This is a genomic window from Buchnera aphidicola (Hyadaphis tataricae), assembly GCF_005081445.1.
GTDB lineage: Bacteria > Pseudomonadota > Gammaproteobacteria > Enterobacterales > Enterobacteriaceae > Buchnera > Buchnera aphidicola_AE.
In genome coordinates this window covers 366,073-382,287 of sequence record NZ_CP034873.1, presented here as the reverse complement: position 1 = coordinate 382,287, position 16,215 = coordinate 366,073, and the positions used below count along the sequence as shown (strand labels likewise).

Annotated in this window: 16 protein-coding genes and 1 pseudogene; 3 read left to right on the top strand and 14 right to left on the bottom strand. The window is 26.0% G+C overall.

The window, feature by feature from the left end; all coding sequences use genetic code 11:
- Nucleotides 1–53: 53 nt before the first annotated feature.
- From D9V69_RS01750 to rluC, 4 genes and pseudogenes are all read right to left on the bottom strand, one after another.
- Nucleotides 54–773, bottom strand: a pseudogene (locus tag D9V69_RS01750) (beta-ketoacyl-ACP reductase); the annotation flags it as partial.
- Between the two features lie 3 nt (nt 774–776).
- Nucleotides 777–1,721: an ACP S-malonyltransferase gene (gene fabD / locus D9V69_RS03090; protein ID WP_187308313.1), complete on the bottom strand. Its 945-nt coding sequence runs from the start codon at nt 1,719–1,721 to the stop codon at nt 777–779.
- A 108-nt stretch (nt 1,722–1,829) separates the two neighbouring features.
- A complete protein-coding gene (rpmF, locus tag D9V69_RS01745; RefSeq protein WP_158356616.1) occupies nt 1,830–1,994 on the bottom strand; it encodes a 50S ribosomal protein L32 in 165 nt (54 codons plus the stop codon).
- Between the two features lie 71 nt (nt 1,995–2,065).
- Nucleotides 2,066–3,010, bottom strand: a complete 945-nt coding sequence (gene rluC / locus D9V69_RS01740; RefSeq protein ID WP_158356615.1) for a 23S rRNA pseudouridine(955/2504/2580) synthase RluC — start codon at nt 3,008–3,010, stop codon at nt 2,066–2,068.
- 341 nt (nt 3,011–3,351) lie between these two features.
- On the opposite strand from rluC, the gene rne reads away from it, so the two are divergent.
- A complete protein-coding gene (rne, locus tag D9V69_RS01735) occupies nt 3,352–6,129 on the top strand; it encodes a ribonuclease E (RefSeq protein WP_158356614.1) in 2,778 nt (925 codons plus the stop codon).
- A 153-nt stretch (nt 6,130–6,282) separates the two neighbouring features.
- On the opposite strand, the gene D9V69_RS01730 is transcribed toward rne, so the two are convergent.
- From D9V69_RS01730 to flgB, 10 genes are all read right to left on the bottom strand, one after another.
- Nucleotides 6,283–7,905, bottom strand: coding sequence for a FlgK family flagellar hook-associated protein (locus D9V69_RS01730; protein WP_158356613.1), 1,623 nt, complete (start codon nt 7,903–7,905; stop codon nt 6,283–6,285).
- A 37-nt stretch (nt 7,906–7,942) separates the two neighbouring features.
- Entirely contained in the window at nt 7,943–8,257 is a 315-nt protein-coding gene (locus D9V69_RS01725) for a rod-binding protein (RefSeq protein ID WP_158356612.1), read from the bottom strand.
- Nucleotides 8,257–9,372 (bottom strand): flagellar basal body P-ring protein FlgI, encoded by a 1,116-nt coding sequence (locus tag D9V69_RS01720; protein WP_158356611.1) that lies wholly within the window; start codon nt 9,370–9,372, stop codon nt 8,257–8,259. Before D9V69_RS01720 ends, D9V69_RS01725 begins: the two co-directional genes overlap by 1 nt.
- 227 nt (nt 9,373–9,599) lie before the next feature.
- Nucleotides 9,600–10,316, bottom strand: coding sequence for a flagellar basal body L-ring protein FlgH (locus D9V69_RS01715; RefSeq protein ID WP_158356610.1), 717 nt, complete (start codon nt 10,314–10,316; stop codon nt 9,600–9,602).
- Between the two features lie 82 nt (nt 10,317–10,398).
- Nucleotides 10,399–11,181, bottom strand: a complete 783-nt coding sequence (gene flgG / locus D9V69_RS01710; protein WP_158356609.1) for a flagellar basal-body rod protein FlgG — start codon at nt 11,179–11,181, stop codon at nt 10,399–10,401.
- Nucleotides 11,182–11,198: 17 nt separating this feature from the next.
- Nucleotides 11,199–11,957, bottom strand: a complete 759-nt coding sequence (gene flgF / locus D9V69_RS01705; protein ID WP_158356608.1) for a flagellar basal-body rod protein FlgF — start codon at nt 11,955–11,957, stop codon at nt 11,199–11,201.
- 19 nt (nt 11,958–11,976) lie between these two features.
- Nucleotides 11,977–13,227 (bottom strand): flagellar hook protein FlgE, encoded by a 1,251-nt coding sequence (locus tag D9V69_RS01700; protein ID WP_158356607.1) that lies wholly within the window; start codon nt 13,225–13,227, stop codon nt 11,977–11,979.
- Nucleotides 13,228–13,241: 14 nt separating this feature from the next.
- On the bottom strand, nt 13,242–13,931 hold the full coding sequence (locus D9V69_RS01695; protein WP_158356606.1) for a flagellar hook assembly protein FlgD: 690 nt from the start codon (nt 13,929–13,931) through the stop codon (nt 13,242–13,244).
- Nucleotides 13,932–13,945: 14 nt separating this feature from the next.
- The gene (gene flgC, locus D9V69_RS01690; RefSeq protein WP_158356605.1) at nt 13,946–14,356 is read right to left on the bottom strand and encodes a flagellar basal body rod protein FlgC; all 411 of its coding nucleotides are present in this window, start codon (nt 14,354–14,356) and stop codon (nt 13,946–13,948) included.
- Nucleotides 14,357–14,362: 6 nt separating this feature from the next.
- Nucleotides 14,363–14,773: a flagellar basal body rod protein FlgB gene (flgB, locus tag D9V69_RS01685; RefSeq protein ID WP_158356604.1), complete on the bottom strand. Its 411-nt coding sequence runs from the start codon at nt 14,771–14,773 to the stop codon at nt 14,363–14,365.
- Nucleotides 14,774–15,027: 254 nt separating this feature from the next.
- Between flgB and flgA the strand changes: the two genes are divergently transcribed.
- Together flgA and flgN are read left to right on the top strand one after the other, a co-directional pair.
- A complete protein-coding gene (gene flgA, locus D9V69_RS01680) occupies nt 15,028–15,684 on the top strand; it encodes a flagellar basal body P-ring formation chaperone FlgA (RefSeq protein WP_261979614.1) in 657 nt (218 codons plus the stop codon).
- A gap of 121 nt (nt 15,685–15,805) precedes the next feature.
- Nucleotides 15,806–16,213, top strand: a complete 408-nt coding sequence (gene flgN, locus D9V69_RS01675) for a flagellar export chaperone FlgN (RefSeq protein ID WP_158356603.1) — start codon at nt 15,806–15,808, stop codon at nt 16,211–16,213.
- Nucleotides 16,214–16,215: the final 2 nt, after the last annotated feature.

Sequence of the window (16,215 nt, the reverse complement as noted above, 5' to 3'; positions counted from 1 at the left end):
TTTTTATACATTCCATTTTTTGTCTATGTTTTATACAAAATATTTTATACATATTATACCATAAACATACCTCCGTTAACATGTAATGTCTGACCAGTTATATATGATGCTTTTTCAGAAACTAAAAACATAACAGCATGAGCAATATCTTCAGGATCTCCTAGTTTCTTCATTGGAATGAGCGATAAATATTTTTGATATTGTTGAGCATGAAAATTTTTTGTTAAATCTGTTTTAATCAATCCTGGAGAAACCATATTTACAGTAATCCCTTTTGAAGCAACTTCTAATGCTAATGATTTATGAAAACCTATCAATCCAGATTTTGAAGTACTATAATTTATTTGACCTTTGTTCCCTATATACCCAATTATTGATCCAATTGTTACTATTCTTCCGTATTTTTTTTGTATCATAGATTTAATACAATGTTTTGTTAAATAAAATATTGAGTTTAAATTAATTTGAATAACGTCGTACCATTCTTTTTCAGTCATTTTAATTAATAGATTATCTTTTGTAGTACCTGCATTGTTAATAAGTATATCAATTTGATATTTTTGATAAATTTTCTTGATATCTTCCTTCATAGAGCTGTCTGTTGAAAGCTTTAAAATCAAACCAAATCCATTTTTTTTTAAATATTTATTGATAATATTCACACCATTTTTATTTGTGGCTGTACCAATTATTTGAATGCCATGTTTAGATAGTTCTTTTGCAATTGCTCTTCCTATTCCACGACTCGCACCAGTAACTAAGGCTACTTTTTTTTTTTATTCATTTTGATTGTTGATGTAATTAAATGCTTGTAAAAAATTGTTTAAACGATCGGTATGCAATGAAATAATGTTTTTATTTTTTTTATTTAAATTCGTTAAAATTTTATTAGGTCCTACTTCTAACATTATAAAAATTTTTTTTAATTGTATTAAATTAATAATATTGTTCCATTTTACAGAGTGATAAATTTGTCGTATGAGTGCAGTTTTAATGTTTTTTTCACTATATTCAATTTTCACATCAACATTGTTAATAATTGGAATGATTGGAGAGTATATAGGAATTCTATCTAACATTTTTTTTAATCTCTTAGAAACTGGTTTCATTATTTTACAATGCGCTGGAACATTGATGTTTAGTCGTAGTATATTTTTAGCGCCAATATTTTTGCAATATAGACTAGCTTCACATACAGCTTTTGCATCTCCTGAAATAACAATTTGGTTTAGAGAATTAATGCTAGCTATACTCACAATGCCATTTTTTGAGGCAATTGAACAAGCCTTTTCAACTTTTTTCTGATCTAAACCAATAATTGCTTTCATTAAAACAGGACGATTAATGCTTGTTTTTTCCATTAATATACCACGCAAAAAAACAAGCTTTAATGCATCAGAAAATTTGATAGACTTAGCGCATACTAAAGCAGAATATTCGCCAAGACTATGTCCTGATATTAATGATGGAATTTTTCCATATTTATTTCTCCATAGTCGGTATATCGCAACAGATGTGGTTAATATTGCAGATTGTTTATACTGATTTTGATTCAGTTTTTCTTTTGGTCCTTCTTTTACTAATTTTAGTAAATTAAATTTTATATAATCTGATGCTTCGTTAAAAGTATGTTTAATAATATAATTATTATAAGAAAATGAAGATAACATGCCTATATATTCTGAACCTTGTCCTGGGAATAACATTGCAAATAGAGTCATGTCCAGATAACCTTTTTTAAAATAATGTACTTTTTTATAGTATTAAAATATCTTTATATTGTTATGAATAATATATGGTACTCAAGTATAAGTACCATATATTATTTCTTAAATTATTTTTTTTCCTTTGTAATATCCATTATGAGTAATATGATGTCGTATATGTGTTTCTCCACAAAATTTATCTATAGACAATGTTGGATTTAACAAAAAATCATGAGATCGTCTCATACCTCTTTTAGAACGAGTAGGTTTATTTTTTTGAACAGCCATTGATATAATTCTCTTTGATGTAGTAATATTTAATTGTTTAAAAAAATTTTTTATAATATATTTCTGACAACTTAAATCATATTTTTTAAATATGCGGTAAATGTTTTATCTAAAGGTGATTTTATACATATTGCATGATTGGTTTTTGGATGAATAAAATTAATTTCTGTAGCATGTAATAAAAGTCTTGTTGTATTGTTTTTGTATTTAATATTTTGATCAAAATTATTATTTCCATATCTTTCATCAAAAAAAATTGGATGACCAATATATGAAGTATGTACTCGGATTTGATGTGTTCGACCAGTTTTTGGAAAAATAGACAGTAATGTTGATGAATCAAACTGTTTTTTTATTTTAAAAAAAGTTTCTGAAGGTTTTCCAGAATCGCTCACAAATACTTTTTTTTTTGTATTATTTAATTTTATTTTAGATAATGGTTGAAATATTCTATTTAATTTTTTTGGCCATAATCCATGTACTAATGCTATATATGTTTTTTTGATTTTTTGTGCTCGTAATTGTTGGTGCAAAGAAATTAAAGCGGATCGTTTTTTCGCTAACATTAATACACCTGAAGTTTCACGATCAATACGATGAACAAGTTCCAGAAATTTTTCTAATGGACGTAATTTTCTAAAATATTCTATTATTCCAAAAGATAATCCACTTCCACCATGTACGGCAATTCCTGCAGGTTTATTGATAATTAATAAATCATTATCTTCATATATAATACTGTCAGTTAACATTTTTGCTTGATTTGAAGAAAATAAAATATTGTTTTTATTTTTTAAAATTTTTATTGGTGGAATTTTTAATATGTCTCCTAATTTTAATTTATAAGAAGGCTTGATTCTTTTTTTATTAATTCGTATTTTTCCTGTTCTAATAATTCTATAAATCATACTATTAGGAATTTTTTTATATTTTTTACGAATAAAATTATCTAATCTTTGATTTATCATATCCTTATTAGCATATATAATAGATACAGGAAGTGTTATATATTGCATTAAAAAAATCTCTTTATGTTAGGTAATTTTTTTAATTTTATATTTATTATAATATAATTGTTGGCATAAATATATTATTCTAATTATTTATTATGCAGTAAATTCAAAGAAATAATGATTTTAATATTTTTAATTATATTATATTTATTAAAAGAGTCACTGTGTATATCAATTTTTTTTTATATATTTAAATTTCTTTTTATTTGAAATTGTTTATACAACACTTATTTTTATAGGTATGTTAAATAAATGCATCTTATTATAATAAAAAATTTTTTGCTCATTTATATTTCCTGTTGATATTTTTACTTATTTATAAAAATAAGAGAGAAAACAGTACAATGAAAAGAATGTTAATTAACGCAACTCAGCAGGAAGAATTGCGTGTAGCTCTCGTTGATGGTCAACGTTTATATGATCTCGATATAGAAAATTCAGGATCAGAACAAAAAAAATCAAACATATACAAAGCAAAAATAGCTCGTATAGAACCTAGTTTAGAAGCTGCATTTGTAGATTATGGTGAAGAAAAACACGGTTTTTTACCACTAAAAGAAATTTCTAAAAGCTATTTTTTAAAATGTGATGTTAATCATGTTCGCATTAACATCAAAGATGTTTTAAAAGAAGGACAAGAGATTATTGTTCAAATACATAAAGAAGAAAGAGGCAAAAAAGGAGCAGCATTAACTACTTTTATTAGTTTAGCTGGTAGCTATTTGGTACTGATGCCAAATAATCCTAAATCTTCTGGAATATCTAGAAGAATCGAAGGTCATGATAGAATAATATTAAAAGAATTATTATTATCGTTAAAACTACCTGAAGATATGAGTTTAATTGTTCGCACTGCTGGAGCAGGAAAATCTATAGAATCATTAAAGTGGGATTTATCATTACGACTACAACATTGGGATACAATTCAAAAAATTGCAAAAAAACGTTCTGCGCCATTTTTAATTTATCAAGAAAGCAATGTTATTGTGCGAGCTTTTAGGGATTATTTAAGGCAAGATATTGGAGAAATCTTAATTGATAATCCTAAGATACTTAGTTTAGCACGTGAACATATTACCTTTTTAGGTCGACCAGATTTTATTAATAAAATAAAATTGTATACTGGAGATGTTCCTCTGTTTAGTTATTTTCAAATTGAAGCGCAAATCAATTCTGCTTTTCAAAGAACAGTACGTTTGCCTTCCGGAGGTTCTATTATGGTTGATAGTACAGAAGCCTTAACCGCTATTGATATTAACTCGTCTCGCTCTACAAATGGCATAGACATTGAATCAACAGCATTTAATACAAATCTCGAAGCTGTAGATGAAATTTCTCGTCAATTACGTTTAAGAGATTTAGGCGGTCTAATAGTAATTGATTTTATAGATATGACACCGATAAGTCATCAGAGAGCAATTGAAAATAAATTACGCGAAATTACACGTGAAGATCGAGCTCGTATTCAAATTGGTCAAATCTCTAAATTTGGTTTATTAGAAATGTCTAGACAAAGATTGAGTTCATCTTTAGGTGAATCTAGTCATCATATTTGCCCAAGATGCACTGGAACAGGAACGATTCGAGATAATGAATCTTTATCTTTATCTATTTTGCGTTTGATTGAAGAAGAAGCATTGAAAGAAAATACACATGAAGTTCATGCTATAGTTCCGATAGAAATAGCTTCTTATTTATTAAATGAAAAACGAGACGCAGTATATGCAATAGAACAACGTCAAGCTGGAGGGAAAACTATTATTGTTCCAAGCAAAAAAATGAAAACACCACATTATTCTGTTTCTAGAATAAGAAAAAATGAAAACATTCATGCAAATAATTCTAATCGTGACAATGTTAAAAAAAATAAAAACATGTACTTTTTTAAACAGAACAAATTAGAAAAAAAAAGAAAAAAAGCATTAGATTTTTCTAAATCTTATCTTTTTGAACATCATGATAAAGAATTAATTGATGCAAAAAAATATTTTTCAGGAAAAAAAAGTCATATTAAAAATTCTTTTAGTTTGTTATCAGTCAACAAGAACTTTATTTTTAAATTTATTACTTGGTTAAAAAGTTCTTTTTTTATTAAAAATATTTTATTTTCCAATCATACTCTCAAAAGAGAGACAGTTCAAAGTAACAATTGTGTTGATGTTAAAAAAAAAGAATTTGTTTTAAACAAGTTGCCTAAAAAAGAATATAATTTTAACATGAACTGTATTAAAAATTCATCAAATCATCTCAATATTAAGGATAATAATTTTAAAACGTTACAAAAATATCATGGTTTAATAGACAAAAAACTTAAATTTACACATAAAAAAATATTCAACATATTTAAAAAAAACAATTTATTTTATAATAAAATAATTGATTCGAAAAAAAATTTGAACAATAAAAATGCATTAATAAACAGTGCTTATGCAGAGAAAAAATATATTCAAAAAAATTTTCTCTACAATAATAACAATGTTCTTGTTAAAAACTGTAATAAAAAAGATTTTGATAAATCAAAATGTATTTTAGATATATCTAACAATGTTAATAAAAAAAATATCAAACATCATTTTTTGAATAATAGTGATTTTAACCTTGATACCTTAATCATGTCGGCTTTTCCTTCTTTAGATGTATCTTTAAGTAAAGTTTGGATTAAATATCCTATTTTGAAAATATGTAAAACAAAGATAAATAATAGAATTCTTTTTAAAAAAAAATCTAACACATCTTCTATTGTTACAAAACATAGAATAAAAAATGAACAATGGCCTTTAAATTCAAAAAGCAAACATACAGAATGCAAACAATTCGAAACTAATAGAATTATAAAAAGAAAAAATTGTACCGCGCAATCATTAAAACATGATTATGCAATTCAAAGCAATATTGCAATTCAAGAGTCATCATTATTGCCAAAAAAAGATAAAAAAAAATTAGTTAAAAAAAATCAATCTAGCGCACCAGTGACCAAAGTTTCTAATTTTCTTGCTAACAAAACAGAATCAAAAAAACATTTTTATCGTTTCAAAAAAATAGTAAATACTGAAAGAATCAAATCTGCTGGAGCACATTCTGCAATTAATTTTTCTAGTTCTCCGATTTTTAAAATAAAATAATTTTTTTTCGTTTTATTGGTAATATTTTTTGCTGAATAAATTAAAAATGATTTGAATGATAAAAATTAATTAAGTTTTTTATTAATAAAAAATAAAAACTTACTTTTATGGTAAGTTTTTATTTTTTATAAATTTGTTTTCTTGAATATTTTATTAACTATAACTATCAACTATTTCATTAAAAATACTTTCTGCTACTTTTAAAACTCTTACATTAGCAAGATAACATTCTTGTTCGTAATTCAATTTTTGAAAAATTTTTTCAATATTGTTTAACGTAGATACCCTTTTGTTTTGAAGAATATTTACCATATTTCTTTTAAAGGGTACTTCTTCTTTTAATTGATTGCATTTATGAGATATAGATTTATGAAATGTTTGATAATCTAGATTAAAATGATCTTGATGATAGAAAAAACGAGGTTTAAATAAAATCTTATTATTTTGAACATTCTTTGTTATGTAATGACCTGATGATAATACATTTGTATCAGCATACTCTAATATTAATCTTAATTTTTCTAATGTTTTAGAATATGGTTTGACCATATACATATCGCCATTATCAGGTTTTCCGGATATCGAGAGTTGTATATCATCAAAAACAATTGATACATTACCATTCTTACTGTTGATTACGCTGAATTGAATTTGTTGATGATCTGCTAGTCTAGTCACGAACCAATGATTGTTTTGAAAAGATACGATATAATCAGTATTCTGAGAATGTGCACTTGCCAGCCAAATTGCCGTGGTTTTATGTGAAGAATGATTGGCAACATCAGCTAACACTATAGGATTAGAAATGTACAATCTTGGTTTTCCAATTCTTCTGAATTGATCAGCTTCTAATACTAGTTGATGGTTCATATATTCGGAAAACCGTGCTATTAATTGTCCTATGGTATTTCTTGCAGCACTTAATTCGTCTCTACGAAATGTTAAAAGAGCCCCTAAAACACCAGTGGAAATGATATTTTCTATTTTTTGTGTTTGTTTTTTTTGCTCATCAAAATATCCTATACTTATATATTTTTCATCTTCACTAGATGTAAGAGCGATGAAATGTTTTTTTTGATGTTTATCTAAAATACAAAAATTGTTATCCAAATAAATTTCATAATTGTTTTTATCTTTAACAATTTTAATGTCTATTAAAGCGCTCAACTCATCTATTAATTTTTCTCTTTTATTAATTAAATCATCAATTTTTTTTGGAGATTTATCTATAGGAAAATAATAAATATCTATGTTGGCATTTTCTATTTGATCAATTAAACTATTAACTTTATTAATGTTTTCTATTACTAAATTTTTTACATTTGTTTCTAAAAATTGTAATTTTTTATCGAACTTGTTTGCTGCATCAGTAACTTTATTGGCTGCATTATGAAAATTATTATCAATTGCAAATAGTGCGTTATCAGAAAAATCTATTTCTATTTGTTCATATAAAGCATTGATAGCTGTACTTAAAGTGTTTGCTTCTTGACCTAATAAATCTTCTAGTTTTGATAATTGTTCAATTGTAGTTTCATCTTCTTTTACTTGTGTATTAGTTTTTCTTTTTTCTTCCACGATAAAATCATTATAATCATCATATATTTCTTGTACTTTAACTGAATTGCTAGTCTCAGGTGGTTGTACTGTATTTTCTACGAATATTCGTTTATTTACATTATTTCTAGAAGGATGATCGACTTGTTCTACTGTATCATCAATCATAGTTTTCATTGCATTAATGCCAGATATAACAGAGTTGAATATATCACTCATTATATTATCCTTTTTTAAACTTTAATGTTTCTATAGGTTATGTTAAGTTTTTTTTATATTCAATTTGTTTTAATATAATCTCAGTTAATCCTATGCCTTTTTTACTGATTTCTTTTGAAATAGCTTGATCATATATTTCTCTATACAACAAGCTTTGGTTATTATCTAAAAAACTATTTTTTGGCAACGCATTTCTCATACTTTTTAATAATATTTGAATAAATATACTTTCTACTTCTCTAGCAGTTTGCAAAGAATATTTTTTTGGGTTTGTGCGCACGTGATATTTTAGTTCATCAATAAATTTTACATTATGATTTGAACTATTTAATAATAATAAATTATCGTTCATTAAACAATTTCCAATTTAGCGTTAAGACATCCGGCATTTTTCATTAATTGCAAAATTGATATTAATTCCTCTGATCTAGTTCCTAATAAATTTAAAGATTGTATTATATGATTTAAGTTCACTTTATTTAAAGAGATACGATCCATGTAGTTTTTATTGATTGACGCATCTGATATGTTTTTTTTTGTTTGATTTTTTTTAAATAATTTTAAAAAATCAAAATCTTTATTTTTATTAATAATTTCATTTAACATTATAGAGATATTTCCATTAGATACAATACATGAGCCTAATTTTACTGATTGATTCATAACAACAGATCCGGTGCGTGGATTGACTAGAACTTTAGCTTCTTGATCAGGTAATGATACATCTATATCCTGAATGTTAGAAAGCATATGTACTTGTACATTATTATTAGCAGAAGTGTTTAATTGGACTGTTTTAGAATTAATCGGCGTTGCCGTATCTGGATATTTGATATTGATCATATCACTAATTCTTTGTGCTGTACTAAAATTTTCTTCATTTAATTGTAAATTGATTGTGTTGTTCTTGCCAAAAGTAGTATGTACTTCACGTTCGATTGTAGCACCATTATTTATCGTTCCAGAATTCTCCTGATTATCTCTAAGATATCGCATTCTTTTTTCAAGATGATGTTTTTCGGATGTTAATATTTCTCCTTGAGCAATAGCATAAATTTGATTATCTGTTCCTTTCAACGGTGTCATTAATAAGGTGCCTCCTTTAAGACTTTTAGCATTTCCTATGGATGCAACTTTTATATCTATTTTTTCACCTGTGTGACTAAAAGGAGGTAAGTTTGCAGTTACAATTACTGCCGCTACATTTCTTAAATGCATATTAATATTAGGTGGAACAGCAACACCTAATTGAGATAACATATTGTTTAAAGACTGCTTTGTGAAAGGAGCTTGTGTTGATTGATCACCTGTTCCATTTAATCCGACTATTAAACCATAACCAATTAATTGGTTATCTCGAATTCCTTGTATGCTTGTTAAATCTCTTATTTTTTCAGCATAAGAGGGTAAGGATACACTGATAATAGTACAAATAATAATTTTTATTAATAGTATTATTTTAGACATATAAAACCTTCATACATGCGTTTTAACAACTGTTGTTATCATATAAAATATATTAAACATCTTTAATATATAAATTTTTTATGTTTTTAATTTTAAATTATTCATACTTTTTAAAATAAAGAATGTTTACTCATAAAGAACAAAAAACTGTTCTTTATGAGTGTATAATTAATACATAAAATAATTTTTTTAAATTATTACTGATGAGTTGATTCAACTTTTATATGTTATATAGGAGAAAATTTCAATAAAAGTTTTTGCATCCATCCCATATGTTGCATTTGATTCACCCATCCATAACGTGAATATTCAATTCGAGCATCAGCAATTCGACTAGATTGAACGAAATTATTGTTATTAATGTTATTTGGATTTACTACACCGGAAAAACGTATGTATTCCACACCATCGTTAATTCCAACTTGTTTTTCTCCTATAACTTTTAAGTTCCCATTTGGAAGAATAGTTTTAATGGTAACAGTAATTAGTCCACTAAATTTATTTTCAGCCGTATTATTTCCTTTTCCAAAAAAGTCATGTTTACCTGTATTATTTAAACCAATTTGATTTTTTTTTAAATCTAAACCTAAAATTGGACTTAATCCACTAGGTATTATTTCCATACCTATATTATTCGTTCCATCGCGACTAGCGTTAGAAGTAGAACTATTACTAGCACTGATCTCTTCTTGTAAAATTACAGTAAGAGTATCTCCAATATTATGTGGTCGATAATCTTCAAATAACGATTTATATCCATGATGTTCAAGAGATCTTTCTTGAAATAAAGATCCATTTGTAACATTAGGAAAAAAATTAGGTGCTATAGCGGTTGTAATACCTTCTACTAAAGGCTTATGTGGAATAGATGTACAACTTTGAATCAATAATAAAAAAATAGGAACAAAATAATATTTGGTTTTATGAAAAACGAAATTTATCACGAAAAAGTTACCTTTAATAATAGATGTTCAATATAAATTTTTGTAAAACATTATTTATACAAAATAATATAAAAGTAAACAATTATAACTGAGATAATTTTTGTAACATTTGATCTGATGTATTAATTGATTTGCTATTTATTTCATAAGCCCGTTGTGTTTGAATCATATTTACTAATTCTTCAGCAACATTAACGTTAGAAGTTTCAACGTATCCTTGATACAACAATCCTGTTCCATTTAATCCTGGAGTTGTATCAATTGGAGTACCAGATGCTTGTGTTTCTTGATATAAGTTTTCACCTAAACTTTCTAATCCAGAATTATTAATAAAGTTAATTAAATTTAATTGTCCAAGAAACATAGGTTGCGTTTGTCCCTGCACCGCAACGCTTACTACTCCATCTCTTGCAATATTAATATTTGATGCATTAGGCGGAACGTTGATTTCGGGAACAATAGGGAATCCGCTGTTTGTGACTAATTGACCATTTTGATCTATTTGAAAAGAACCATCTCTTGTATATGCTACGCTTCCATCAGGCAATTGTACTTGAAAAAAACCTGGTCCATTAATTGCTACATCTTTCAATGCATCTGTTTTTGACAAGTTACCCTGACTATGAATTTTTTCAGTAGCAACTGGTCTAACACCGGTTCCTAATTGTAAACCTGAAGGCAAGGTGGTATCAATTGATGAATTAGTTCCAGCTTGTCTAATGGTTTGATACATTAAGTCTTCAAACACTGCTCGAGAACGTTTAAATCCATTAGTGCTAACGTTCGCTAAATTATTTGAAATAACATTCATATTCATTTGTTGAGCATCAAGTCCAGTTTTAGAAATCCATAAAGATGGAATCATATTTTTAGTCCTCGTGATTAATTGTTAATATTAATTAATTGATTAGCATACTCAGCATTTTTATCAGATATTGAGATTATTTTCATTTGTGTTTCAAATTGCCTAGCATTTGATATCATTTCTATCATATTTTGTGCAGCATTAACATTACTAAGTTCTAACATTCCTGATTTTATACGCACATTATTATCATGAGGGATTAACCTATTTTTATGATGGAAATTATCATATTTTTTATTTAAGTAAAAAAATCCATTTTCTTTTTGTATCAAACTATTTATCGGGATTTTGACTAATTTCAATTCTCCTATTTTGTTTTCAACTGAGTTATTTTTTTTTTTGAATATAGACGAAATTACCCCATCAGATGAAATTCTTAATTGTGCATTATTTGGTATGTTGATATCACAATGATTTCCTATGACTTCATTGTTTTGAATGGTTAATTTGCCATTTGAATTAATTTTTAAATGACCATTTTTTGTATATGCTTCTTCGCCATTTATATCTTTGACAACAAACCAACCATCTTTTTCTACAAATAAATCTAAATTTCTTTGTGTATAATTTAATATTCCCGGAGATACGTTATAATATTCTTTTATTATTGTATTATATGCATCTTGTTTGTTTTCTGTGCTATTTTTTTCTAAAATATAATGAAATTTTTCTTTGAAACCTGTTGTTGAAATATTAGCTAAATTATTAGCTATGATATTTTGTTTTTCTAGTAATTGATTTGCGGAAACTATAGCATCATAGACTGCATTTTCCATTATAATCTTTCCTCTTTAATTATTTTAAATTAATTAGAGTACTAATGATTTTATCTTCAGCTTTGAAAGATTGTGCATTTGATTGATAATTTCGTTGTGCAATAATCATATTAATTAATTCTTTATTCAAATCAACATTTGAATATTCTAACGTTTTAGTTGCTAAGACTCCAAAGCCTTGATCACCCGCTATACCGATTGTTTCTTTTCCAGAGTTTGCAGTTGCAGACCACATACTACCACTTTCATGTTGTAATTTTTCAGGATTAATAAATTTTGATAGTAATATTTGTACTATTGGTTTTTTTTGTTCGTTAGAATAAGTTCCCATAATTGTGCCATTTGGAAGGATATCAAAGGTTTTTAACGATCCCGATGAATATCCATTTTGAACACTTTCTTCAATAGAATTATGTATATTTTTTATTTCAGCGCTATTAGATACGTCAAAATCAATATTCTCATAATCAGGATTATTTGGTTTGATTTTTATAATAGAATCAGAGATCAATTTACCCTTTTCATCAAACTGCATGGGAAATAGTGTGTCTATATCTTTTTTATTATTTTCTTGAGAATCTTTGAATTTTTCATTTGATACAACATGCACCATCCAAATATGTTCATCTTCTCTATAAAAATCAACACTAATGGTTTTTCTTTTGTTATTTTTATTATATATATCAATATTTGTTGTATAATTTGCATATGGAGGATACGACGGATCTGTAGAAAGATTAGTGTGTTTTACAAACTTATCGTTTTCATTTAATTTTATATCTAATTTTATTTTGGTTGTTGGCTTTCCTTCTAATTTATAGGCGTGTTGTAAATTAATAGCTTCTAAATTGAATTTATTATTTAAATTATCTTTTGTGTTATGTTCATTAGATATATTATGTCCTGTCAAATACATTCCTTGCATATTGACAATGTTTTTGTTCTCATCAAGTACAAATTGTCCGTTTCTAGTGTAGTATATTTTTCCTTGAGCATCGGTTACTCTAAAAAAACCATTTTGAACGATTGCTAAATCTAAATCTCTACCTGTTGTTACTAAGGTTCCATTATTAAAGTTTTGAACAACATTCAAAACTCCCACTCCTGATCCTGTGTTATTTAGAGAATACGCACGACGAGAAAAGATATCATAAAATATCGGTGTGCTAGTTTTATATCCTATAGTAGATGCGTTTGCTATATTATTAGATATAATGTCTAGATAATCATTATTGACTAGCAAACCATTTACAGAAGCTGTAAATGTCATATATATTTACCTTTTTATTGAAGAACTTCACGGATTTGTGAAAGTGTTATGTTTCTTGAAGCGCCTAAATCTAGAATAGGATTATCAGACGATGTAATAATACTCTGAACTACTGCCTCGCTTAAACCTAATGCAGGAATATTTTTTTCGTTATTTTTAGCAGTTATGACAATATCATATTTTCCAGTTTTTACATTTTGATTGTTTAAATCTTTTCCGTTCCATGTGAAATGATGTATTCCTGATGAAATATCATCTTCATGTGTTTTATTAATAACATATACTGTTTTGCCTTTATGATCTTTAATTTCAATTTTTATTGACGTAGCTTTTCCGATTAATTCTACACCAAAATTTGTTTTAACGTTTTCTGTGTGCATAATTTGATTACTAGGAACCATTACATGATGTCCAAGTAATGAAGATAATTCAATATTTTTCTGTTGATTTATTTGATTAGATACTTGTCCTACAGCATTATTGAGCCTTTCAATTCCACTTGCTGTATTAATTTGCGCTAATTGCGATGTTAGTTCAGTATTTTTAATAGGATCAGTAGGATCTTGATTTTTAATTTGCGCCATTAATAGAGTTAAAAAATTTTTTTGTAAATCTAGTGGATTGAAAACATTTTGTGCATCATTATTATTATTTGTGTCAATCAAATGATTTTCTAAACTCGAATTAACATTAATAGTAGTCATACATTCCTCTTTTATTATTCAATAATAGTTAATGTTTTCATGATCATTGATTTAGCGGTTTTCAGAACTTCTATATTAGCTTGATAGCTTCGTGATGCTGCGATGTTGTTTACTGTTTCTGTAATTGGATTAACATTAGATGTTAAAACATAGCCTTTTTTATCCGACATAGGGTTATTAGGGTCGTATATTAGCTTCATAGGACTGGTGTCATCAACGACATCAGATATTTTGACTCCTCCTATTTTTGAATTATTTACAGAATTAAATTCAAATACCACTTGTTTTGCAACATAAGGGTAAAATTTTCCATTTTTATATACTACACTATTGATATTGGCTAAATTGCTTGCAATGACATTCATTTTTTCTGCTTGTGCAGTAATTGCAGATCCTGCAATTTGAAATATATTTAGAAGAGACATGATATATTATCCTTTTAAAACACTCATGATATTTTTAATTTCATTTTTTAAAAAAGCTAAACTTGATTCATATTTTAAACTGTTTTTTAAAAATTCAATTCTTTCTCGATTCATGTCTACTGTATTACCATCAATTTTTATTTTATTTGTCATTATAGGTACAGTCTCAATAAAAAGAGAACTATTATTTTTTCCATGTAAATGGTTCAGAGAAGTGGTTTTAAGAGCTACACTGGTTTTGTTTATTGTATTTTTTTTTGTAATTTTGCTGAGTTCACTGCTAAAATTAAAGTCTATAGATTTATATCCTGGTGTATCTGCATTTGCGATATTAGCTGCTAATATTTCTTGTCTTTTAGCGCAAAGATTTAATGATGTTTGATGGAAATCAAACATATGACTGATTGTATTAAACATAATATCTCGCTCCTCAAAAAAAAGATAACTTAAATAATTCAGGCGTAATATCAAACTATCATTGTTTAAATAAATTTAGAAGATTATTCTGACTATTTTCAATAAAACTATAAAAAATTCTTTATCGTTTTGCGTTATAATTATCTGTAATTAAGATTATATGATCAATCAAAAAATTATTAGAGTATTAATCTATATTATATTAATATAATATAAAAAAATATTATATTAATATAAATATTAAAGGAATTTTAATGAAATTAATAAAAACAATCATTTTTTTTCTTTTATTTTTTTTAACCTGTACTTCAAATGCACATAATTTAACTGAAAAATTAAATGATTTTTTTAAAAAAACGTTTCCTCATAAAAAAAATGTAACAGTTATCATCCGTACTCCATTAAAAAAAAATTTTTTTTGTGAAAAACCTGTTTTTTCTTTTCCTAATAACTTAAATCGCTTAGGGTTGACTCATATTCTTCTAATTTGCGGAAAAAAACATCATTATTTAAAAGTTGAATTTCAACAAAAAGGAAAATATATTGTTGCAAATAGAAAAATCCCTAGAGGTACTAAAATCACAGAATCAGATCTTAAAGTTGAAATAGGACAATTAGAAAATTTACCTTATAATACTTGCATTCATAAAAAAGATGTCATAAATAAAGTCAATTTACGTGACATTTTTCCATTGCAACCAATAACCTCTTTTATAATACGTCCATTTTGGACGGTTCGCATTAATCAAAGCATTAAAATTATTATTCGAGGAGAAAATTTTTTTATTTCTTCTCAAGCAACATCATTAAGTAATGGATCTGAAAACGAACGTATTCGTATTAAAACGAAAAATGGCAAAATTATTACTGGCATTGTTAATAAAAATGGTGAAGTAATAGTGTCATTATAAAATATAATTATATCTTTTTTAAAAACATTATTTCCTGAATTCTAATATTCAACATTCTCATAAAAATTATAGATATGTTACATCATATAATTCTTATCTTTTCAACAAATATAGCAAAAAAATGAAACTATTAACAGAAACTATAAATAAAAAAAAAATAATTTTGATAGCCTTAGAAAAACTTTTAAATAAGGAAAGATATACTTTATTAAACTCTAATTCTAATATAGATCAATTGAAGTTAATTTTTCAAGAAAAAACAATATTGTTTAAAAAATTTTTATCTTTACATCAAGATAGATTATTGTTAGAAACAAAATACAATATCTTTGCTCCTTATAAAAATCAAGAGAAATTAAATATTTCTTGGAACTTTGTTGTTAAAAAATGTATTGTTGTAAAAAAAATTCATGGTAATAATAAAGTTATTATCAATAAAAAATTTTGCTTAAATCAATCTCTATTAGAACTCTTTTCGCAATATCGAAAATCTATCACTTATAATATTGATGGGCAACTAAAAATGTAATA